The organism is Crossiella sp. NPDC003009 (assembly GCF_053591555.1).
The window spans coordinates 26462-48005 of record NZ_JBSFUA010000021.1 but is presented as its reverse complement, the minus strand read 5'-3'; the positions used below and the strand labels follow the sequence as shown (position 1 = coordinate 48005).

The 21544-nt window shown below is 71.7% G+C and carries 26 protein-coding genes; 19 read left to right on the top strand and 7 right to left on the bottom strand.

Translation table 11 applies throughout. The annotated features are described in order from the left end of the window. The first annotated feature begins 97 nt into the window (after positions 1-97). A complete protein-coding gene (locus ACWDY5_RS22430; protein WP_449724117.1) occupies positions 98-949 on the top strand; it encodes an LLM class flavin-dependent oxidoreductase in 852 nt (283 codons plus the stop codon). Positions 950-955: 6 nt separating this feature from the next. Here the strand turns inward: ACWDY5_RS22430 and ACWDY5_RS22425 are convergent, their stop codons facing one another. The 3 genes from ACWDY5_RS22425 to ACWDY5_RS22415 are packed head-to-tail and all read right to left on the bottom strand — an operon-like array spanning position 956 to position 3428. Next, positions 956-1558, bottom strand: coding sequence for a PadR family transcriptional regulator (locus ACWDY5_RS22425; RefSeq protein ID WP_449724116.1), 603 nt, complete (start codon positions 1556-1558; stop codon positions 956-958). Positions 1559-1582: 24 nt separating this feature from the next. After that, a complete protein-coding gene (locus ACWDY5_RS22420; RefSeq protein WP_449724115.1) occupies positions 1583-2326 on the bottom strand; it encodes a class I SAM-dependent methyltransferase in 744 nt (247 codons plus the stop codon). Further along, on the bottom strand, positions 2316-3428 hold the full coding sequence (locus ACWDY5_RS22415) for a nucleotide disphospho-sugar-binding domain-containing protein (RefSeq protein WP_449724114.1): 1113 nt from the start codon (positions 3426-3428) through the stop codon (positions 2316-2318). Before ACWDY5_RS22415 ends, ACWDY5_RS22420 begins: the two co-directional genes overlap by 11 nt. 114 nt (positions 3429-3542) lie before the next feature. Between ACWDY5_RS22415 and ACWDY5_RS22410 the strand changes: the two genes are divergently transcribed. From ACWDY5_RS22410 to asnB, 18 genes are all read left to right on the top strand, one after another. Next, complete coding sequence (locus ACWDY5_RS22410) at positions 3543-4178, top strand: SDR family NAD(P)-dependent oxidoreductase (RefSeq protein WP_449724113.1); 636 nt, start codon at positions 3543-3545, stop codon at positions 4176-4178. Positions 4179-4430: 252 nt separating this feature from the next. Beyond that, positions 4431-6173, top strand: a complete 1743-nt coding sequence (locus tag ACWDY5_RS22405; protein ID WP_449724112.1) for a BTAD domain-containing putative transcriptional regulator — start codon at positions 4431-4433, stop codon at positions 6171-6173. Positions 6174-6272: 99 nt separating this feature from the next. Next, positions 6273-6596, top strand: coding sequence for a TcmI family type II polyketide cyclase (locus tag ACWDY5_RS22400; protein ID WP_449724111.1), 324 nt, complete (start codon positions 6273-6275; stop codon positions 6594-6596). A gap of 35 nt (positions 6597-6631) precedes the next feature. After that, a complete protein-coding gene (locus ACWDY5_RS22395; RefSeq protein ID WP_449724146.1) occupies positions 6632-7030 on the top strand; it encodes a cupin domain-containing protein in 399 nt (132 codons plus the stop codon). Then, positions 7027-8298: a beta-ketoacyl-[acyl-carrier-protein] synthase family protein gene (locus ACWDY5_RS22390; protein ID WP_449724110.1), complete on the top strand. Its 1272-nt coding sequence runs from the start codon at positions 7027-7029 to the stop codon at positions 8296-8298. Before ACWDY5_RS22395 ends, ACWDY5_RS22390 begins: the two co-directional genes overlap by 4 nt. Then, positions 8295-9485, top strand: a complete 1191-nt coding sequence (locus ACWDY5_RS22385) for a beta-ketoacyl synthase N-terminal-like domain-containing protein (protein WP_449724109.1) — start codon at positions 8295-8297, stop codon at positions 9483-9485. Before ACWDY5_RS22390 ends, ACWDY5_RS22385 begins: the two co-directional genes overlap by 4 nt. Then, positions 9478-9732 carry an acyl carrier protein gene (locus tag ACWDY5_RS22380; RefSeq protein WP_449724108.1) on the top strand — a complete coding sequence of 85 codons (255 nt, stop codon included), beginning with the start codon at positions 9478-9480 and terminating at the stop codon, positions 9730-9732. The genes ACWDY5_RS22385 and ACWDY5_RS22380 overlap by 8 nt, the downstream gene beginning before the upstream one ends. A 1-nt stretch (position 9733) precedes the next feature. Further along, entirely contained in the window at positions 9734-10198 is a 465-nt protein-coding gene (locus ACWDY5_RS22375) for an SRPBCC family protein (protein ID WP_449724107.1), read from the top strand. Continuing rightward, complete coding sequence (locus ACWDY5_RS22370; protein WP_449724106.1) at positions 10195-10653, top strand: anthrone oxygenase family protein; 459 nt, start codon at positions 10195-10197, stop codon at positions 10651-10653. Before ACWDY5_RS22375 ends, ACWDY5_RS22370 begins: the two co-directional genes overlap by 4 nt. A 9-nt stretch (positions 10654-10662) precedes the next feature. Next, a complete protein-coding gene (locus ACWDY5_RS22365) occupies positions 10663-11394 on the top strand; it encodes an SDR family NAD(P)-dependent oxidoreductase (protein ID WP_449724105.1) in 732 nt (243 codons plus the stop codon). A gap of 2 nt (positions 11395-11396) precedes the next feature. Then, complete coding sequence (locus ACWDY5_RS22360; RefSeq protein ID WP_449724104.1) at positions 11397-11690, top strand: antibiotic biosynthesis monooxygenase family protein; 294 nt, start codon at positions 11397-11399, stop codon at positions 11688-11690. Then, positions 11687-11983, top strand: a complete 297-nt coding sequence (locus tag ACWDY5_RS22355; RefSeq protein WP_449724103.1) for an antibiotic biosynthesis monooxygenase family protein — start codon at positions 11687-11689, stop codon at positions 11981-11983. Before ACWDY5_RS22360 ends, ACWDY5_RS22355 begins: the two co-directional genes overlap by 4 nt. Continuing rightward, positions 11983-12423 (top strand): anthrone oxygenase family protein, encoded by a 441-nt coding sequence (locus ACWDY5_RS22350; protein WP_449724102.1) that lies wholly within the window; start codon positions 11983-11985, stop codon positions 12421-12423. Before ACWDY5_RS22355 ends, ACWDY5_RS22350 begins: the two co-directional genes overlap by 1 nt. Before the next feature lie 25 nt (positions 12424-12448). Next, positions 12449-13147 carry an SDR family NAD(P)-dependent oxidoreductase gene (locus tag ACWDY5_RS22345; RefSeq protein ID WP_449724101.1) on the top strand — a complete coding sequence of 233 codons (699 nt, stop codon included), beginning with the start codon at positions 12449-12451 and terminating at the stop codon, positions 13145-13147. Positions 13148-13173: 26 nt separating this feature from the next. Beyond that, entirely contained in the window at positions 13174-13536 is a 363-nt protein-coding gene (locus tag ACWDY5_RS22340; protein ID WP_449724100.1) for a SchA/CurD-like domain-containing protein, read from the top strand. Positions 13537-13544: 8 nt separating this feature from the next. After that, positions 13545-14411, top strand: coding sequence for an NAD(P)-dependent oxidoreductase (locus ACWDY5_RS22335; RefSeq protein WP_449724099.1), 867 nt, complete (start codon positions 13545-13547; stop codon positions 14409-14411). 87 nt (positions 14412-14498) lie between these two features. After that, on the top strand, positions 14499-15521 hold the full coding sequence (locus ACWDY5_RS22330) for a methyltransferase (protein ID WP_449724098.1): 1023 nt from the start codon (positions 14499-14501) through the stop codon (positions 15519-15521). Further along, positions 15522-17291, top strand: a complete 1770-nt coding sequence (gene asnB / locus ACWDY5_RS22325) for an asparagine synthase (glutamine-hydrolyzing) (RefSeq protein WP_449724097.1) — start codon at positions 15522-15524, stop codon at positions 17289-17291. On the opposite strand, the gene ACWDY5_RS22320 is transcribed toward asnB, so the two are convergent. Genes ACWDY5_RS22320 through ACWDY5_RS22305 form a run of 4 tightly spaced genes read right to left on the bottom strand, consistent with a single transcriptional unit; the run spans position 17248 to position 21541 of the window. Next, complete coding sequence (locus ACWDY5_RS22320) at positions 17248-18438, bottom strand: nucleotide disphospho-sugar-binding domain-containing protein (RefSeq protein WP_449724096.1); 1191 nt, start codon at positions 18436-18438, stop codon at positions 17248-17250. The genes asnB and ACWDY5_RS22320 overlap by 44 nt on opposite strands. Before the next feature lies 1 nt (position 18439). Next, a complete protein-coding gene (locus tag ACWDY5_RS22315) occupies positions 18440-19252 on the bottom strand; it encodes a class I SAM-dependent methyltransferase (RefSeq protein WP_449724095.1) in 813 nt (270 codons plus the stop codon). Then, positions 19249-20382 (bottom strand): nucleotide disphospho-sugar-binding domain-containing protein, encoded by a 1134-nt coding sequence (locus tag ACWDY5_RS22310; RefSeq protein WP_449724094.1) that lies wholly within the window; start codon positions 20380-20382, stop codon positions 19249-19251. The genes ACWDY5_RS22315 and ACWDY5_RS22310 overlap by 4 nt, the downstream gene beginning before the upstream one ends. A 10-nt stretch (positions 20383-20392) precedes the next feature. Continuing rightward, positions 20393-21541, bottom strand: a complete 1149-nt coding sequence (locus ACWDY5_RS22305; protein ID WP_449724093.1) for a nucleotide disphospho-sugar-binding domain-containing protein — start codon at positions 21539-21541, stop codon at positions 20393-20395. Between the last annotated feature and the right edge of the window lie 3 nt (positions 21542-21544).

Sequence of the window (21544 nt, the reverse complement as noted above, 5' to 3'; positions counted from 1 at the left end):
GATCGGACTCCTCTCGCCTGCGAGGGCACGATCATGGCGAGCAGGTGTCGAGGCCTGCTCAAGCGCTGCTTGAGCGGCCGAGGGCAGGGTGCCGGACATGAACAGTGGAGCTGGCATGCGGATCGGCATCGGCCTTCCGGCGCACCCGCCGGGCACGACGGTGGCCGACCTGGTCACCTGGGCGCGTAGGGCGGAGCACGACGGCTTCGCCACCGTCGGGATCACCGACCGGGTGGCGTACCCGACCAGCGACCCGCTGGTCGCGCTGGCTGTCGCGGCGGCGGCGACCAGCAGGATCCAACTAGCCACCACCGTGCTGCTGGCGGCCACGCGAGGTGAGGCGGCACCACTGGCCAAACAGATCGCCTCGCTGGACCGGCTGTCCGCGGGACGCCTCGTGCTCGGCGTGGCCGCGGGGGGCCGCGAGGACGACTACGCGCTGTGCGGGGTGCCGTACCGGGAACGCGGCCGCAGGCTGGACTACATGCTGGAGCGCATGCGCGAGCTGTGGTCCGCCGGCACGATCGGTCCGCCGGTCCGGCCCACGGTGATCGTCGGGGGGCACTCACCGGCTGCGATGCGCCGCGCCGCCCGGTTCGGCGCCGGCTGGATCGGCGGCGGGATCTCGGCGTCGAGTTACGGGGAGCTGACCGACCGGGTCCACGTGGCCTGGGCCGAGCAGGGCCGGACCGACCGGCCGTGGCTGATGGGCCAGGTGTACTTCGCGCTCGGCCCGGAGGCGGACGAGCGGGCGTCCCGGTACCTGCTGGACTACTTCGCCTTCGCTGGGGATCGGGCCCGCTTCGCCGCCGGCCAGGCGCTGACCAGGCCCGCCGCCATCAGGGCCAAGATCGCCGAGCACGTGGACGCCGGCTGCGATGAGTTGATCTTCATGCCCTGCGTGGCCGGGTCCGACCAGGTGCACCGGCTCGCCGACGCCGTGCGCTGAGCTGGTTCACCGGGACAGGATCGAGGGATCCCGCAGGATCGCGTCCGGATCCCAGTCCAGTCGGCTCGCGGCGATGTCGGCGACCAACTGGTCGAGCCAGTCCAACTCGGCCCGCCGCAACGTCCGGGTGTACTCGACCTCCAGCAGCGCCAGCCGGTGCACGTGCTGCCTGCCGACCTCCAGCGAGGCGTCGACCTCGGCCAGTTCGGCCCGCAGCCGGGCGGCGCGCTTGCGCAGGACCGCCAGCACCTCCTGTGGCGCCAGCCTGATCAGGAAGGACAGCGCGATGGTGAACGGCAGCTCCTTGTCGGTCGGCGCCATGAGCAGGTCGGCCAGGGCCTCGTAGAACTCCTTCCTGCCCCCGTCGGTGATCTCGTACACCGACCGCTCCGGCCTGCGGCCGTCCCGGCTGGTCTCGGCCAGCCGGGACAGGCCCTGCGCGGCCAGCCGGTCCATCGCGTGGTACACGCTGCGCGGCAAGCCGCTCACGAAGTCCATCTTCCTGGTCCGGATTTCCCGGTTTAGGTTGTACGCGTGGCTGGGACCTTCGAGCAGCAGGCCGAGCACGGTCAGTGCGACGATGTCACGCGAGGTCAAAGAGCGAGTCACAGCGCTAATACTGGCCGAAGTGCCTCAGTCGGCGCGACGGCAGGCGAAGGCGACGAAGTACCGGGTGCTGGCCACTTCGAGCACCTCGTCGAAGGTTTCCCGCAACAGCGGCTCGACCTGCCGGGCGCGCAGCAGCTGGGTCCGGTAGGAGGCCCAGCGCAACCGGCCACCACTGGCGCGCATGGCCAGCGCGTTGGCCAGGAACAGCGCGCACCGGCCCAGGTGTCCCAGGGTTCCGTTGCGAGTGCGCTGGTACTCGTGGTAGTTGTCCAGCGTCCACAGGTTGCCGATGAACGTGCCGCCCGGCTCCACCAGCGTGCTCATCCGTTGCAGCACCTGGCGCACATCACCCAGGTGGTGGATCGCGTCGACGCACATCACCAGTGGCGCCGTCCCCAGGTCCGGGGCGGTCCAGAAGTCGCCGCGCACCAGCCGCAGCCCGGGATGGGTCACCCTGGCCATGGCCCGCTCCAGCGCCCGCGCCGAGATGTCCATCGCGAGGATCTCCTGCGCCGCGGTGAGCCGGGCGGCGTGGTCGGTGAACTCGCCGGTGCCACAGCCGATCTCGATCACCCGGCCGGCGTCCGCGGCGTACCGGGAGAGGTAGTCGGCGATGCACGCCTTCTGCGCGCGGAAGTCGTCCCCGAGGTGGGCCCTGGTCTCCACCTCCTCGCGGTCCCAGAAGCGCGCCGCCCAATAGCCGCGCCCTTCCGGCGGGTAGTTCCTGATCAAGCGGTGGCCCGCGTCGACCATTACTTCAGCGAGCATGGACGTCCCTTTCGATCTCGAGGATCGCCGCGGCCACATCGGCGGGCGATGGCTGGTCGAGCATCTCGGCGCGCAGCGCCCCGGCCGCGCTCCGATGTCCCTGGTCGTCGAGCAACGCGGTGACGGCCGCGTTGAGTCCGGACAGGTCGGGGCCGAGGACGACGCCGGCGCCGGTCGCGGCGAGCCGGGCGGCGTGCGCGCGGTGATCCGGCAGCCGGGGGATGTGCACCTGGGGCAGGCCGGCGGCGAGCGCGGTGAGCATGGTGCCCGCGCCGCCGTGCGCGACCATCGCCTGGCAGTGCGGCAGCAGCAGGTGCAACGGGACCGATTCGGCGAACCGCACCGTCGGTGGCGGTGACGGGAGCAGCCGGCGCTGCGCCCCGGTCACCGCGACGACGATCTCCACGTCGCGGCGGTGGGCCAGGGCGGTGAGTATCCGGTCCACCGGGAAGTACGACGGCCCGAGCCGCGCCATGGTGTGCCCCCAGGTCACGCAGATCCGCGGCCGATCCGGCAGGCTGGGCGGCAGCCCCGGACCGTTGTACGGGACGTAGCGCATCGGCAGTCGCACCGCGCGGTCGCGCAGGGCGGGCGGGCACGGACTGATGGCCGGGGCGGCGTACGGGTCGGCCTCGGCCAGGCCGAGCCGGTTCGCGAGGGGCCGCAGGGCCGCGGCGATATCCGTGCGGAACGCGGCGAGCAGGTCCAAGCCGTAGAGCAGGCGCCACACCGGGGTGCCCGACGCGGCCGCGGCGAGTGGGCCTGCCCAGCAGGTGGGGTCGGACACGACCAGGTCGGGCTGCCAGCGGCGGACCGCGCAGGCCAGCCCGTCCACCATGGCTTCGGCCACCGCGTGGAACACCGAGAGCACCCTGGGCGATCCGGACGGCCGCCCGCTGGTGAGGATGTCCCGGAACAGCGGAACCGTGGCCACATCGCGGCCCACCGGCATGGCAGGCAGGCCGGCCGCGCGGATGGCGGGGGTCAGCTCGGGCTGGCTGGCCACCCGTACCTGGTGGCCGGCGGCGCGCAGCGCCCAGGCGAGCGGGACCATGGCGTACAGGTGTGAAGGCCAGGCCCAGGTGGTGAACAGCACGCGCATGCCGGCAGCGTGGTCCCGGGGTCTCGAGACGCGGTCGAGGATCGCTGGGCATTCCAGTGCGGCTCAAGGGAACTCGGCCACCGTGGCGGCATGGACCCGAAACGAAGAGTGTTGGTGACCGGTGCGAACCGCGGGCTCGGCCGGGCGGTCGCGGACCGGATGCGCCTGCTGGGCCACCACGTGGTGCTGGGGGTGCGGAATCCCGCGATCGCCGCCGAGACCGGGGCGGTGCACCTGGACATCACCGATCCGGACTGCGTGCGGCGGGCGGAGCGGCAGGCGGGCGCGGTCGACGTCCTGATCAACAATGCCGGGGTGCTGCTGCCGGAGGGACAGACCCCCTCGGCCGTGCCCATGGACCTGGTGCGCAGGCACCTGGAGGTGAACACCCTCGGCTCGTGGCGGGTCTGTCAGGCGTTCCTGCCGGGGATGGTCCGGCGCGGCTGGGGACGGATCGTGATGGTGTCCAGCGGCATCGGCGCCTTCAGCAACGGACTGGCGCCTGAGCTGTCCGCCTACGCCGTGTCCAAGGCGGCGCTCAACGCACTCACCGTGATGCTGGCTGCGGAACTGGCGGAGACCGGTGTGCTGGTCAACGCGGTCAACCCAGGACTGGTCCGGACCAGGATGCGCCCGGACGCGCCGCGGTCGCCGGAAGCCGCCGCGGCGGAGGTCGTCTGGGCCGCCACGCTTCCCGACGGTGGCCCGACCGGCGGCTTTTTCCGGAGTGGACGGCGCATCGACTGGTGAATCGGCGGATTTCGGCCATCGGCGTGCCAACCGGACGATCATGTACAGATGTCAGGCGGCCAATGCGGACAAAAGTCCTGAGATCATGACGGTGATGACAAATGGTGCGTCAATCTGTAGTGTGAGCTGCACCATGTTGGGGGCGACATACGGCTGTCTGGGGGGATGGCAGTGAAGTTTCAGGTGCTCGGATCTCTATCGGTGACTCAGGATGAAACTGTCCTGACCCCGACCGCGCTGAAATTGCGTAGCGTGCTGGCGCTACTGATCTTGCAGCACAACCGCGTGGTGTCCATCAACTCGCTGATGGAGGAGATCTGGCGGGATCCGCCGCCACGGAGTGTTCTCACCACGCTGCAAACATATATCTACCAGCTCAGAAAGCTGTTGCCTTCCGGTGACGCGCAACAGGGAATGCTGCTCACTCGTCCTTCCGGATATCTAGCGGCGATCAACCCCGAGGATCTGGACATGTTCGTCTTCGAACGGAAGCTCGAGGAGAGCAGTGCGCTGCTGGAGGACGGCGATCCCGACCGCGCGGCCGCGCAGCTGCGGGACGCGCTGGCCCTGTGGCGGGGACCTGCGCTGGCCGATGTGCAGTGCGGTCCGATCCTGGAGGCGCACGTGGTGCGGCTCGAGGAGCGCCGCCTGCAGGCCGTCGAGCTGCGGATCGAGGCCGATCTCCGTCTGGGCAGGCACCGCGCGCTGACCAGCGAGCTGCGTTCGCTGATCAGCGAGCACCCCCTGCACGAGCGGTTCTACTCGCAGCTGATGATCTCGCTGTACCGCTCGGAGCGGCGGTTCGAGGCCCTGGACGTGTACCAGCAGCTGCACAGCGTCATCCGGCGCGAACTCGGGCTCGAGCCGTCGCCCTCGCTCAAGCGGTTGCAACTCCGCATGCTGTCCGCGGATCCGCTGCTCGACCTGCGCGCCACCGCGGAGGGCATCGCCAGGGCGGGCGTGGCGCTCCCGCCCGCCCAGCTGCCGCCGGGCACGATGGACTTCTCCGGCAGGCAGACCGAACTCGCCATGGTCAGGGAGAGCCTGACCGGCTTCCCCGGCCCTGCGTCCAGCGTGCAGATCATGCAGGTGGTCGGACCGGCAGGTGTCGGGAAGAGCGCGTTGGCCATCCAGGCGGCCCACCAGCTGCGGGGCGCGTACCCCGACGGCCAGCTCTACGCCGAACTCGCCGGTACCGCCGACGAGCGAGCTGATCCCTCGGAGGTGCTGGCCGGGTTCCTGCGGGCCGTGGGCGTCCGCCAGTGCGAGCTGCCGGCAACGCCGGCGGAGCGCAGCCGGATGTTCCGCACGTGGAGCGCGGACCGCAGGCTGCTCGTCGTGCTCGACGGCGCCACCGACCCGGGACAGGTGCTGCCGCTGTTGCCCAGCGGACGCCGGTGCGCCGTGCTCATCACGTCCAGGGCGTTGTTGCGCGGACCGATGGCGACGATGTCGGTAGAGCTGGACGGGATGACACCGGCCGAGTCGGTGGCCATGCTTGCCCGCGTCGTCGGCCGGGACCGGGTGGCCCGCGAGCGGACCCAGGCCGAGCTGCTGACCACGCTGTGCGACCACCTGCCCCTGGCCATCCGCGCGGTGGGCAACCAGCTGCGTCTGTCCCGGCACTGGCCACTGGCCAAGTCGGTGGCCCGGCTGCAGGACCCTCGGCAGCGGCTCTCCGCGCTCAACCAGGTGGGGGCCGACCTCCGGGCCGGTTTCGGCGACAGCTACCGCATGCTCGGCGAGACCGAACAGCGCCTGTTCCGCGAGATCGGCAGGCACGGGATGCCACTGCTCACGGTGGCTGAGGCGGCTGAGCTGATGGACGAGGACGGCCGGGGCGCCGAGACCGCCCTCGACCGGCTGGTCGAGGTGCGGTTGCTCCAGGTCGAGGGACCGTCGCTCTACCGGCTGCCGGAACTGGCCTGCCTGTACGCCGCCGAACTCGCCGAGGTCGAGTCCAGTCGCCGGGGAGTGCCGTTGCAGCGCTGCTAAGGTGCGGTGCCCCCGCGCTCAAGCGCTGCTCCAGTGATTATTCAGCGCCGGTTGTCATTCTTCGAGTCGAGACAGGCGATCGACCCGAGGGAGAAAGCGGTGAAGCACACCTTGATCGTCGCCCGGATGAATCCGGAAGACGCCGGTTCGGTGGCCCGGATATTCGCGGAATCGGACGCCACCGAGCTACCGGCGATGATTGGTGTCACGGGCCGGACGCTCTTTCAGTACCACGGTCTCTATTTCCATCTGATCGAGGCGGAGAACGATCTTCTGCCCAAGCTGGAACGGGTTAGGCGTCACCCCTTGTTCACCGGGATGAACGCGGAACTGAGTCGGCACGTGTCGCCCTTCGACCCGAGCACCTGGCGTGCGCCCAAAGACGCGATGGCCACCCCCTTCTACCAGTGGCGAGTCGACTAGGACTAGAGGAGTTCACCGTGCCACACACGCGGAAGATGGCGGTCGAGCAGGTCGAGCCCAACCGGCGCCGGGGTGGCGACATCCGTGTCCTGCTCGGCCCACGGACCGTCGGCGCCACCACAGGCTTCCTCGGGGTGCTGCGCCTGGCGCCCGGCGAGCACGTCAGCGAGCACTACCACCCGTACTCCGAGGAGTTCCTCTACGTCACCGCGGGCGTGCTCGTCGTCCAGGTCGCCGGCGAGCCGGTCGAGCTGGCGGCCGGGGAGGGCCTCGTGGTGCCGATCGGCGTCCGGCACCGCGTGGTGAACCAGTCAAGCGGCCCGGCCGAAGCGGTCTTCCACCTGTGCCCGCTCGCGCCCCGGCCCGAGCTGGGGCACGTGGACACCGAGGCGCCGCCCGCCCCCGCACTGCCACATCCCGAGGTCACGTCATGAGCCGGCGCAGGGCCGTGATCACCGGCATCGGTGTGGTCGCCCCCGGCGGCGTCGGGGTGAAGGCGTTCTGGGCCCAGCTCACCGCGGGCCGGACCGCCACCAGGGCCATCACCGCCTTCGACGCCACCGGCTACCGCTCCCGGATCGCCGCGGAAGTCGACTTCAACCCGGCGGCCGAAGGGCTGGGCCCGCAGCAGATCCGCAGACTGGACCGGGCAGCCCAGTTTGCCGTGGTCGCCACCGGCGAGGCCCTGCGCGACAGCGGTCTGGAACCCAGTGAACCGCTCGCCCACCGCACCGGCGTCGCCATCGGCAGTGCTGTGGGCGCCACGATCAGCCTGGAGAACGAGTACGTCGTGGTGAGCGACGGCGGACGGCAGTGGGTCGTCGATCCCGGCTACGCGGTGCCGCACCTGTACGAGCACCTCGTGCCGAGCAACCTCGCCGCGGAGGTGGCCAGGTGCGCTGCCGCGCAGGGACCGGTGACCACGGTGTCCACCGGGTGCACCTCGGGCCTGGACGCGGTCGGGCACGCGGCCCAGCTGATCGAGGAGGGCAGCGCCGACGTCATGGTCACCGGCGCCACCGAGGCGCCGATATCCCCGATCTCGGTGGCCTGTTTCGACGCGATCAAGGCGACCTCGGCGGCCAACGACGATCCGGCGCACGCCGCCAAGCCGTTCGACCGGCACCGGGACGGGTTCGTGCTCGGCGAGGGCGCGGCGGTGTTCGTGCTGGAAGAGCGGGAGACGGCCCGCCGCCGCCGGGCGCGGATCTACGCGGAGATCGCCGGATTCGGCAACCGCGGCAACGCCTACCACATGACCGGGCTCCGCGCGGATGGCCGCGAGCTGGCCGAGGCGATCACCGTCGCGCTGCGCGGAGCCCGGCTGGACCCCACCGCGGTGGACTACGTCAACGCGCACGGTTCCGGCACCGTGCAGAACGATCGGCACGAGACCGCGGCGCTCAAACTCAGCCTCGGCGCCCATGCCTACGACACGCCGGTCAGTTCCATCAAGTCGATGGTGGGACATTCACTCGGCGCGATCGGGGCGATCGAGATCGCGGCCTGCGCGCTGGCCATCGAGCACGGCGTGATCCCGCCTACCGCCAACCTGCGCACCCCCGACCCCGAGTGCGACCTGGACTACGTGCCGATCACCGCACGGGAGCGCGCGGTGCGGGTGGCGCTGTCGGTCGGCAGCGGCTTCGGCGGATTCCAGACGGCCATCCTGCTGGCCCGCCAAGGGACCGGGTCCGCATGACCACGGTGATCACCGGCCTCGGCGTGGTGGCGCCCAACGGGGTGGGGCTGGCGGAGTACTGGGCCGCGACCCTGGCCGGGCGCTCCGGCATCGGGCCGATCTCCCGGTTCGACGCCTCGGCCTACCCGGTGCGCTGCGCGGGCGAAGTGCCCAGCGAACCGGTCGACGCGCTGGTGCCGGCCAGGCTCGCCACCCAGACCGACCGGTGGACGCAGCTCGCGCTGGCCGGCGCCGAGTTGGCGCTGGCCGACGCGGGCGTCGACCCGGCGAGCCTGCCCGAGTACGAGCTGGCCGTGCAGACCGCGAGTTCCTCCGGCGGCAACGAGTTCGGGCAGCGGGAGATCGAGCGACTCTGGTCGATGGGGCCGCGGCACGTCGGTGTGTACCAGTCCATCGCCTGGTTCTACGCCGCCACGACCGGCCAGCTCTCCATCCGGCACGGCATGCGCGGGCCGTGCGGCGTCCTGGTCGCCGAGCAGGCAGGCGGTCTCGATGCCGCCGCCCAGGCCCGCCGCACCCTGCGCCAGGGCGCGCGGGTAGTGGTCACCGGCGGCACGGAGGCGCCGCTGTCCCCGTACGCCGTGCTATGCCAGGCCGCCGGCGGACGGCTCAGCCCGCGCGCGGACCCGGCCTCGGCGTACCTGCCCTTCGACCCCGGGGCAGCCGGCCACGTGCCGGGCGAGGGGGGCGCGATGCTGATCATGGAGAACCGGACCGGCTCCCGGCCGCCGTACGCGGTGTTCGCCGGTCACGCGGCCACCTTCGACGGCGCGGGCCCCGGCCTCGTGCGCGCGGTCCGGTTGGCCTTGGCCGATGCCGGGCTCCGGCCGGAGCAGATCGACGTCGTGTACGCCGACGCCGCGGGCTCACCTGACCTCGACCGCGCGGAGGCCGAGGCGATCGTCGCGCTCTTCGGCCCGGACCGCGTCCCGGTGACCGCGCCGAAGAGCATGACCGGCCGGCTGTACGCGGGCGGGGCGGCGCTGGACCTGGCCACCGCCTGCCTGTCGCTGCGGCACCAGGTGCTGCCGCCGACTCCCGGACCGCGCGCCGCGCCACCAGGTCTCGACCTGGTGCGCACCACCCGCGAGGCCCGCGTGCGCGCCGCCCTGGTGCTCGCCCGCGGCCACGGCGGCTTCAACTCCGCCGCCGTGCTCGTCCATCCAGAAGGAGCCAGAGATGCGTGACCTGACACTGGAGCAGTTGCAACAGATCATGCGCGAGGTCGCCGGACCGAGCGAGTCCGCCGGGTCGACGGCTGATATCGGCGACACCCCGTTCGCCGAGCTGGGGTACGACTCGCTCGTCGTGCTGGAGACCGCCACCAGGGTCGGCCGCCGCACCGGCGTGACGATCCCGGACGACGTCGTCTTCACCCTCGGCACGCCGAACGAGTTCATCGCCTACGTGGCTGGCGCGCGGGCGGTCGGCTGACATGGCGGGCCACACCGACCACGAGGTGCTGATCGCGGCTCCGCTGCAGCTGGTGTGGGACATGACCAACGACGTCGAGTCCTGGCCGTCGCTGTTCAGCGAGTACGCCTCGGTGGAGGTCCTGGAGCGGCGCGGCGACACGGTGCGGTTCCGGCTCACCAAACACCCCGACGAGAACGGCAGGGTGTGGACGTGGGTGTCGGAACGCACCCCCGACCCGAGCATGTGGACGGTGCACGCGCACCGGGTGGAGACCGGCCCGTACGAGTACATGCGGATCCGGTGGACCTACCGGAGGGCCCCGGACGGCGGGACGCTCATGCGCTGGGTGCAGGACTTCAAGCTCAGGCCGGACGCCCCGGTGGACGACGCGACGATGACCGAACGCATCAGCCAGGGCACCAAGGTCCAGCAGCAGCGGATCCGGCAGCTGGTCGAGCGCGCGGCGGCCGGCGAACGACGATGACGGGCGTCGTGGCCGCGCTCGCGTTGCTGGGCAACGGCGTCGCCTTCGGCGTCATGGTGGCCACCGTCGTCGGTTTCGTGCCGCTGTTCCGCGCCTCGCCGTACGAGCGGTACGTGCGGCTGGTGCGCTTCCTGTGGCCGAGGTTCGACCCGATGATGCCGATCCTGCACATGACCACCGTGCTGCTGGACCTGGCCCTGGTCGCGCTCACGCGCGGCGCCGCCCGCTGGTGTGCGAGCGCAGGCGCACTCCTGCTCCTGGCGGTACTGGCCATCTCGGTGGCCAAGAACGTCCCGATCAACCGGTACGTGCTGGCCCTGGATCCCGCGGCGGCGCCGCGGGACTGGGCCCGGCTCGATCCCCGGAACCGTTGGCGGGCCTGGAACAACGTCCGCACCGTCCTGGCCGCTTTCGCGCTCGTGGCGAACGCCGCGGCCGTCGCCGTACTGCGCTGAGGAGATGTCATGACCATTCGGTTGGAAGGCCACAAAGTCCTGGTCACCGGTGGGACCCGCGGTGTGGGCCGCGGTATCAGCCGGTTGTTCGCCCTGGCAGGCGCCGACGTCGTCGCCGGTTACCACCGCGACGAGGAGTCCGCAGCCGACCTGCTCCGCGAACTGAGGCAGACCGGCGGCAAGCACCATGCCGTGGCCGCCGACATCAGTTCTCCCGAGGGCGTGGACCAGCTCGTCGGCGCCTGTCAGGAGCGGTTCGGCAGGCTGGACGCGGTCGTGCACAGCGCGGGCGCGATCAGCCATCAGCCGTTCGCCGACCTGGCGCCCGCCGAGTGGAGCCGGATCCTCGACACCAACCTCACCGCAGCCTACCTGCTGACCCAGCGCGCGCTGCCGCTGCTGGCGCTGGGCGGATCGGTGGTGTTCGTCGGTTCGCGCGCCGCGTCCGTGGGCGTCCCGATGCGCGCGCACTACACAGCGGCCAAGGCCGGGCTCACCGGCCTCACCAGATCGCTGGCCAAGGAGCTGGGACCGTGCGGGATCCGGGTCAACGTCGTCGCGCCCGGGGTGATCGAGACCGAGCGGCAGCTGCCGGTCGAGGTGACCGAGCGCTATCGCAACCTCACCGCGCTGGGACGGCTCGGCAGGCCCGACGAGGTCGGCGGTGTGGTGCTCTTCCTGGCCAGCGGGCTGGCCAGCTACCTGACCGGCGAGACCATCCAGGTGGACGGGGGAATCTGACCATGTTCCGCGTGCTGTTGCGCATGGAGATCCATCCGGGCAGGGAACGCGAGTTCGAGGAGGTGTGGCGCCGGCTCGGCGGCGCCATCACCGGGCAACCCGCCAACCTGGGCCAGACGCTGTCCCGCAGCGCCGAGGAGGAGAGCGTCTACTACATCGTCAGCGACTGGACCAGTGAGGAGCTGTTCCGGGAGTACGAGCGCAGCCAGGGCCACGTCGAGCACCGCAGCCAGCTGCACCCGTACCGCTCCGCGGGCTCGATGACCACCATGCACCTCGTGCACGAGCTGCCATGAGCACCGCACGGGTGCGGGTCCTGGTGTACGCGGTCGCCCCCGCCGGCAGTCCGGAGGCGGTGACGCTGGCCTACCACCGGATCAGCGGGCTGCTGGCCGGAACGCCGGGGCTGCTCGGGAACGAGTTGCTGCAGTCCGTGCGGGCTCCGGACGAGTTCGCGGTGCTGAGCGAATGGGAGAGCCTGGCGGCGTTCCAGCGCTGGGAGAGCGGCCCCGGCCACCGGGCCGCCACCGCCCCGCTGCGGCAGTACGGGACGGGGTTCCAGGTCTACCAGGTGACCGCGGAGTACTGATGGTGCCCCTGCTCGGCATCGTGGCGCTGGTGGGCAGCGGGCTCACCGCCGGAGTGCTGTTCTGCGTCGCGCTCAGCCTGGTGCCCATGTTCCTGGCCCTGCCGCCGCGGCGGTATCTGGCCGCCCATCGGTTGATCGGCCGGCACTTCGACCCGGCGATGCCGGTGATCGTGCTGGCCAGTGCGGTCGCCGACGTGCTGCTCGCGGTGCTGGCCACCGGATCGCGCTGGTGGTTCGCGCTGGCGGCAGCGCTGCTGCTGAGCGTCTCGGCGGTGTCCCACTTCGGCAACGTCCCGCTCAACCGGCTGGTCCGGCAGGACCGCGAGCCACCGCCGGACTGGCGGGATCCGCGTCCCCGCTGGCGGGCGCTCAACCTCGTGCGGACGGTGCTCGCCGCACTGGCCTTCCTCGTCAACGCCGTCGTCTTCGTTGCCCAGTAACGCCTTACCCCTCAGGAGGAACAGGATGAAGGACAAACGTGTCCTGGTGACCGGAGGCACCCGTGGCATCGGCCGCGCCACGGTGCTCGCCTTCGCCCGCAGCGGTGCGCGGGTGGTGACCTGCCATCGCGGGCAGGACGGCGATGAGGAACTCGAGGCCCAGGACATCGGCGTGGTGCGCGCCGATGTGACCCGGCCCGAGGACGTGCGGCGACTGCTCGGCGAATGCCTGCGGCGCCTCGGCGGGCTGGACGTGCTGGTGAACAACGTGGGCCGGGACGGACAGGCCGCCATCGCCGAACTGCCGGCAGAGGAGTGGCGGGACATGCTCGACACCGGGCTCACCGCGGCCTACCTGGTCACCCAGGCCGCGTTGCCGCTGTTCGGGCCGGGCGCCTCGGTGATCAACTTCAGCGCGTCGGCGGCGACCAGGGGCATCCCGGAACGCGCGCACTACACCGCAGCCAAGGCGGGCGTGATCGGCCTGACCCGCTCCCTGGCCAAGGAACTGGGACCGCGGGGCATCCGGGTCAACGCGATCGCGCCCGGACTCATCGACACCGGCGACGAGCTGCCCGCGCACATCAGGGAGCGGGTCGCGGGCCTTACCTCGCTCGGCAGGCTCGGCACCTCGGAGGAGGTGGCCGAAGTCGTGCTCTTCCTGGCCGGCGACCCGGCTCGCTACGTCAGCGGCGTGACCCTGCCGGTCGACGGCGGAATCTGACACCGAACCACGTCTAGGGAGGAACCATGCCGTACGCAGCGATCACCTACCGGATCAAGCCGGGGCACGAGGACGAGATCGCGGAGGTCTTCGCCGGGTTCCGCCGGGTGGACACGCCCGTCCTGCGGGACGACAGTGGAGCCGAGGCGGGCCGCCTGCTGGGCACCGCCGTGTTCGTCAAGGACGACCTGCTGGTCAGGGTGATCCACTACGAGGGCGATCTGCGCCTGGTCGGCCGGCACATGGCCACCCAGCAAGGCGTGCACGAACTCGAACGCAGGCTCGCGCCCTACCTCCGGGAACAGCGGGACACCGGCACCCCGGAGGGTTTCGCCCGCTACTTCCGCGACGCGTCGATGCGGTGCCTGTCCCAGCTCACCGCGGGCTGAGGGGCACGATGTACCCCACCGCGGTGCTCGGACTCGGCAACATGGGCGCCGGAATGGCCCACCGGCTGCTGGCTGCGCGCTTCCCGCTGACGGTGTACAACCGATCGCCGGACAAGGCCGCCGAGCTGGTGGCCGACGGCGCGACCTTCGCGGCGACCCCGGCCGAGGCTGTGGCCAGCGCGCGGGTCGTGCTGGTCAGCCTCGGCGACGAGGCCGCGGTCGAGCGCGTGCTGTTCGAGCAGGCACTGCCCGGGCTGGTGGCCGGTCAGCTGGTGGTCGACACCTCCACCGTCTCGCCGACCTACGCGCGCGCGGCCGCCCAGCGGCTGGCCGATGCCGGCCTGCGCCGGGTCGAGGCGTGCCTGCTCGGCAACCCGCACCAGGCGCGCGCGGGCGAGCTGCGGGTGCTGGCCGCGGGCACGCCGGCGGACCTGCGGGACGTGCGCGACCTGCTCATGGTCCTCGGCCGCGAGGTGCGGCACGTGGGACCCTCGGGCAACGCGGCCAGCACCAAGCTGGTGTTCAACCTGCTGCTCGGCGCGCAACTCGCCGGCCTGGCCGAGGCCGTCCGCTACGGCGTCGGGGCCGGCCTGGACCGGCAGCAGCTGCTCACGGCCATCGAGCACAGCGGTTTCAGCTCGCGGGTGCTGGCCTTCCGGGCAGCGCTGATGCGCGAGGCGCGCTATCAGCCCGCGGCGTTCCGGGCCCGCCTGATGGAGAAGGACCTGCGGCTGGTGACCAGAGAAGCCGCCGAGCTGGGCATCGATCTGCCACTGGCGGCCACCGCGGCCGCGCGGTTCGCCGAGGCGGTCGCCGCCGGGTTCGGTGACCTGGACGCCGCGGTGATCGGCGCGGCCGCACCGCCGGAAACCTGAACGCCGGTCGATCGAGCAGGCGTCCAGCCCGGCTTGAGCCTGCTCGACCAGCCTGGTGCGGTCCCATCCCGAGAGGAGCCAACACCCATGACCGACGCGCCAACCATGCCGAGCGCCATGCAGATCATCCACCTCGGCACCGCCTTCTGCGACGCCAAGGCGGTGCTCGCGGGCACCGAGCTGGGCCTGTTCACCGTGCTCGCGGAGGGACCGGCGACCGATGAGCAGGTCCGCACCCGGCTCGGCCTGCACGGCCGGGGCGTGCGCGACTGGCTCAACGTGCTGGTGTCGCTCGGCCTGCTGAACCGGGCCGGAGCCGGTTACGGCAACAGTCCCGCGGCCGAGCAGTACCTGGTGCGGGGCAAGCCCACCTACGTCGGCGGCTTCCTGGAACGCGCCAACCACAAGCTCTACCCGGCCTGGGGCCGGTTCACCGAGGCCCTGCGCAGCGGCCAGCCGCAGGTGGCGGGCCGCAACGGGGACATCTTCGGCCACATGTCGAAACAGCCGGCCGAACTGGGCAAGTTCCTCGCCATGATGGACGCGGTCAACGGCCTGGTCGGGCCCTGCCTGGCGGAGGCGTTCGACTGGTCCGGCGCGCGTTCGGTGGTCGACGTCGGCGGCGCCCGTGGCAACCTGCTCGCCACCGTGCTCAAGTCGCACGCGCACCTGTCCGGCACGGTGTTCGACCTGCCCCAGGTGCAGCCGGCCTTCGACGAGCACATGTCCCTGCTCGGCATGGACGACCGGATCTCCTTCCACGCGGGCGACTTCTTCACCGACGAGCTGCCCCCGGCGGACGTGCTGATCTTCGGGCACGTCCTGCACGACTGGTCCCCGCAACAGCGCCAGCTGCTGCTGGAGAAGGCCTTCCGCGCGATGCGCCCCGGTGGCGCCGTGCTGATCTACGACGCGATGCTCGACGAGGAGCTGACCCACCGGGTGAACCTGTTGATCAGCTTGGACATGCTGCTCATCACGCACGGCGGTTCCGAGTACACCGTCGAGGAGTGTGAGGGCTGGCTCACCGCGGCCGGTTTCACCGACGTGACCGCCGCCCCGCTCGGCGAGACCGAGACCCTGGTGGTCGCGCGCGGGCGGGCCGAGTAGATGTGCGGTGTCGCGGGCTGGGTGGACTACACGCGGGATCTGCGTGAGGCCGGCACGCTGCTGCACGAGATGACCGAGACCATGGCCTGCCGGGGCCCAGACGAGGCAGCGCAGTGGCTGGACACCCACGTGGCCTTCGGGCACCGCAGGCTCGCCGTCATCGACCCGGTGGGCAGCAGGCAGCCGATGTCGGCCGGGTCGGTGACGCTGACCTACAGCGGCGAGCTGTACAACTTCCGCGAACTGCGGGCGCAGCTGCTGGCGCGCGGCCACCACTTCCGGACGCGCGGTGACACCGAGGTCGTGCTCAGGGCCTACCTGGAATGGGGTGAGACCTTCGTCGACCGGCTGACCGGGATGTACGCCTTCGCGATCTGGGACGCGCGCCAGGAGACGCTGCTGCTGGTCCGGGACCGGCTCGGCGTCAAACCGCTGTACTTCCACCCGCTCACCGCAGGTGTGGTATTCGGTTCGGAGCCCAAGGCCCTGCTGGCCAGTGGCCAGGTCCCGCGCACCGTTGACGCCGACGGCCTCCGCGAGATCTTCGGCCTGGTCGGCACCCCCGGCAGCGGACTGGTCAGCGGCATGCGACAGGTGCGGCCGGGTGAGCTGGTCCGCTTCGGGCGGGACGGCCTCACCCGGCGCCGCTACTGGCGGTTGTCCGCACGGGAGCACCGTGACGACTGGGCCACCACCGTGGCCACCACGCGGCAACTGCTCACCGAGGCGGTCACCGGCCAGCTGGTGGCCGACGTGCCGGTCGGGGTGCTGGTCTCCGGCGGCCTCGACTCCAGCGCGGTCGCCGCGCTGGCGGGCGCGGGCTGCCGGACCTTCTCGGTGCGGTTCAGCGGCGGGTTCCAGCCCGACGCGATGCGCGAGACCGCGGACCAGCCCTACGTCCAGGACCTGGTCCGGCACCTCCGCGCCGAACACACCGATGTGGTGGTCGACAACGCCGGGGCCACGGACCAGCTGGTCCGGGCCTCGGCGTTGCGCGCCAGGGAGTTCCCGACCGCCCTGGTGGACATGGACACCTCGCTGTACCAGCTGTTCGGCTCGGTGCGGGGGGACTGCACGGTGGCGCTCTCCGGCGAGGCGGCCGACGAGGTGTTCGGCGGGTACCAGTGGTTCACCAAACCGGAGTTCGCCATGGCCGGCACGTTCCCGTGGATCGCCATGGTGCGCAAGGCTTCCACCCCGTCCGTGCTGTTCGACCCGGCGACGATGGACGGGCTGGACATCCCCGGGTACCAGGACGCCGCTTACCGGGACGCGCTCGCCGAGGTGCCGGTGCTCGACGGTGAAGCCGAGGTGGAGCGCCGGATGAGGGAGGTGGGCCACCTGTTCCTGACCCGCTTCCTGCCCGGCCTGCTCGACCGGAAGGACCGGATCAGCATGGCGCACGGCCTTGAGGTCAGGGTGCCGTTCTGCGACCACCGGCTGGTGGAGTATGTGTTCAACGTGCCCTGGGCCATGAAGACCTTCGCGGGCAGGGAGAAGTCGTTGCTGCGGGCCGCGGTGGCCGACCTGTTGCCAGCCTCGGTGCTCAACCGGCCCAAAACACCGTATCCGTCCACTCAGGACCCGGGCTACGAACTGCTGCTGCGACAGCGGATCCGGGCCTTGCTGGCCCGTGCGGACGCGCCGGTGCGCCCGCTGTTGGCCGCGGACGCACCGGCGCGGATCGAGGCCATGAACCGGTACGAGATGGATCTGGCGTTGCAGGTCAACGACTGGCTCGAGGAGTTCGGCCTGACCCTGCGGTGGTGAGCCGCTCCAGCTCGCGCACCACCTCGCGGGCCGACGGCTGCGCGCGCATCTCCGCGCGCAGCCCGGCCGCGGCCAGCCGGTACCCGGGGTCGGCCAGCACGGTCTCGGCGGCCTGCCGGATCTCGCCCGTCCCTGGCCCGTTCACCAGCGCCACGCCGCAACCGGCGGCCGCGAGCCTGCGGGAGTTGTAGAGCTGGTCGGTGAGCCGGGGCAGCAGCAGTTGCGGCACACCGGCGCCGGCGGCCGCCATCAGCGTGCCGCCGCCACCCTGCGCGATGATCAGATCGCAGCTGTCCAGGACCAGGTGCAGCGGGAGATCGGCGACCACGCGGACCCCTGGCCCGGCCGCGAGCAGCTCGCGTTCCGGTCCAGAGACGGTGACGACCACCTCCGCGTCGAGCCCGGCCAGCGCGTCCAGCACGGTCGGCACCCCGAACAGCTCGGCGCCGCAGATCCGCGTGGTCGAGGTGCCCCAGGTGACGCAGATCCGGGGGCGTCGCGGCGGTGCCAGCAGCCAGCGCGGCGCCGCGCCCGGACCGTTGTACGGCAGGTGGCGCATGCGCAGGGTGACGCCGGTCCGGTCGAGCTGCAGGCTGGGCGGACAGGGATCCACGGTGGCCCGGCCCAGTGTGTCCACTTCGGACAGTCCGAGCCGGGCGAGCAGCCCGGCGAGCGCCGCGGGCTCGAATTCGCTGCTCAGTGCCGGATAGTCGATCCCCCACAGCGAACGCACGGCAGGTACGCCGAGTGCGGCGGCGGCCAGTGGACCCGCGTAGGTGGTGGGGTCGTACACGATCAGCTCGGGCCGCCACCGGCGGGCGAAGGCGATCACGTCGTCGGTCATCGCCTCCGCCATCTCCACGTACAACGCCACCGTGGCGGGCCCGTGCTGCCGGAGGTCCTCCCATTCCAGCGAGATGCCGGGGATGGACAGCAGGCGGGCGAACCCGCGCATGCTCTCGGTGCTCAGCAGCGGCAGGTCCCGGCCGATGGCGACCGCAGGCAGGCCGGAGCGGGCGATCACCGGGGCGAGCTCGGGCTGGCTGATCACGCGGACGTCGTGGCCTGCGGTGCGGCAGGCCCAGGCGAGCGGGACCAGCGGGTAGTAGTGCGAGGGCCAGGCCCAGGTGGTGAACAGCACGCGCATCTCAGACCGGCCTGCGCAGTGCCAGTGCCTGGGAGAGCACGGGGTAGGCGCCGATCAGCAGCTCGGGGATCAGCCGCACCACGCGATCGAAATCGAACTCGGGGAAGCCGAGCAGTTCGCGCTTGTCCCCGGCCACGAGGTCGGCACCGAGGCCGGTGAGGAGTTCGTGCAGGTCGAGGTTGCCGCCCCAGGAGTTGCCGGTCAGCACACCGAAGGGCCGCACGTCCAGGAACAGGTCGACGGTCAGGATCAGCAGCCCGCCGGGTCTGAGCAGCGCCACGGCGCGTTCCAGCATGCCGCGCGCCTCCTTGGCCGGCACGTGTTCGAGCACGGAGAGGCAGAACACCCGGTCGAAGGTCCCGTCCGGCAGCGCGCAGTCCTGCAGCCGGTCGCCGATGAGCCGCACCTCGGTGCCGAAGGTGGTGTTGAGCTGCTGGTGGGTCTCGGGCGTCAGCGCCCAGGACACCTGGTAGGTCGGCCCGTTCCACTGGCTGGTGCCCTCGGTGGCGGCCGGGTCGACAGTGGTGACCGCGCAACCGGATTCGGCCAGCACGAACTGGAAACCGGCCAGCCCGCCGCCGACCTCGACGACCCGCATGCCGGGCTCCGGCTGGGCCGTGTCGAAGGCCCACGGGTACTCGAAGCAACGGGTGAGGCTGGGATGCTGGAACGCGAACGGTCCCAGGCTGGCCCGGTCCGGGTGCGCGAACCGCTCGCGCAGGGACAGTTCGCGGGCCGGCCCATGGCCGAACGGGGCGCCCCAGCGCTTGTTCCAGGCCAGGTACTCCGCCGGCAGGTCCTTCCGGCCGATCATCGCGCACCGGCCAGGGCGGTCAGATCGGCCACCACGTCCAAGGGGGAGGGCCTGGCCTCGATCTCCTGGCGCAGGCGCTCCGCCGACTCGCGGTAGCCGGGCTTGTCCAGCAGGTCGGCGACCCCGGCCCGGATGGCCGCCGGTGTCGCCTGCTCGCGGTGCAGGAACGTGCCCGCGCCGGTCGCGCTGAGCTGCTCTGCGTTGCAGACCGTCTCCGGGAGCTGAGGGATGATCAGCTGGGGCAGGCCGGCGCACAGCCCGGTCAGCATCGTGCCCAGACCGCCTTGGGCGATCAGCAGGTCGCAACTGGGCAGCAGCAGGTGCAGCGGCAGGTTCCGCACCACCCGCACCCCCTCGCCCAGCTCCGGCTCGTCGGCGCCGACCGCGGCGACGATCTCCACGTCCAGGTCCGAGATCGCCTCGATCACCGTGCGGATCATCACCATCCGTGGATCGAGCCGGCCACTGGAATTGCCCCAGGTGACGCACACTCGCGGCCGCGCGGGCGGGTCGAGCAGCCAGTCCGGCACCGTGCCGGGGCCGTTGTAGGGGACGTAGCGCATGTTCGCCCTGGACACCGGCACCGGCAGTTGCAGGCTCGCCGGACAGGGGTCCACGGTGATCGTGCCCAGCGTGTCCGCGGCAGGCAGGCCGAACCGGGCGGCCAGTGGCGCGAGCGCCGCGCCCTCCCACGGCCTGGCCCGGTAGGAGAAGTCCACCCCGAGCACGTGCCGGACTGAGGGCAGCCCGAGGGCCGCGGCCACGATCGGCCCCGCGTAGGTGGTCGGCTCGAACACGATCAGGTCCGGACGCCAGGCGGTGGCGAAGGAATGCAGGTCGTCGGCCATGTTCTCGGCCAGGTCGGCGAACATGCGCACCGCCCGTTCGCCCTTGCTGGTGCGCATCTCGCCCGGTGCTTCGCCGACCGCGAGCACCTTGCGCGCCCAGCTGGCCACGTCCACGTCGGAGCCCACGGCCACCGCGGTGAGCCCGGACTGGGTGATCTCCTCGGCGAACCCGGGCTGGCTGGCCACCCGGACCTCGTGGCCGGAGGTGCGAAACGCCCAGGCCAGCGGCACCATCGGGTAGTAGTGCGAGGGCCAGGCCCAGGTCGTGAACAGGACACGCATCGGTACCCCTTCAGAGTTCTCGGAGGGCGGAGACGGTCTCGTGCGGTGCGGGCTGCCTGCTGATCTCCTCGGCCAGCGTCTGAGCGGCCACGCGGTACCCCGGGTTGCCGAGCACCCGCAGCGCCTGCTCGCGGATCAGCTCGGGGGTGGCCTCGTCGCCGTAGACCACCGCGCCCGCCCCGGCCCCGGCAAGCTGGGTCGCGTTGAGGCCCTGGTCGTGCAGTTGCGGGATCACCAGCTGCGGCACACCGGCCGAGGCCGTGGTCAGCGTGGTGCCGAGCCCGCCCTGGTGGATAACCAGGTCGCAGCTGGGCGCCAGCAGGTGCAGTGGCAGCGACTCGGCGACCCGGAGCCCGTCGGGGACCGGGCGCAGCAGCGCGTGGTCGGCCGGGGTGACCGCCAGCACCACCTCGGCGTCGAGGTCCGCGATCGCCTTGACGACCTGGCCGCCGAGGAACAGGTTCTGGTCGAGCCGGGTGCTCGAGGTGCCCCAGGTCATGCAGACCCGCGGTCGTCGCGGCGGGGCGCTCAGCCACGCGGGCGAGCGCCCGGAACCGTTGTACGGGATGTACCGCGTGCGCAGCCGTCGATACTCCGTCGGCACCTGCAGGCTCGGCGGGCAGACGTCCACGGTGGCCGCGCCGAGCGTCTCGACCCCGTCGAGGCCGAGCCGGTCGCACAGCGGGGCGAGCACCGCAGGCTCGTAGTCGCGTACCCGGAAGGTGTAGTCCACACCCCAGGTGTGCCGGACCGCGGGCACGCCGAGGGCAGCGGCGACGAGGGGGCCCGCGTAGGTCGTCGGCTCGTACACCACCAGGTCGGGCCGCCAGGAGCGGCCGAAGCGCAGCAGGTCGTCGAGCATCACCTCGGCCACGTCGGCGAAGACCTGGAAGGCTCGGGTGATCTTGACCCGCAGCTGGTCCAGCGGCACCCGGACCCGGACCCTGCTCACCCGCTCCAGCTGCGGACGCTGCCGTCCGGCGACGTCGACGTCCGTGCCGACCGAGACGCCGGGCAGGCCGGAGGCCCTGATCGTGGCCTGCAGGCCCGGCTGGCTCGCCACCCGGACTTCAGCGCCGGCCGCGCGGAACGCCCAGGCCAGCGGCACCATCGGGTAGTAGTGCGAGGGCCAGGCCCAGGAGGCGAAGAGAACGCGCATCGG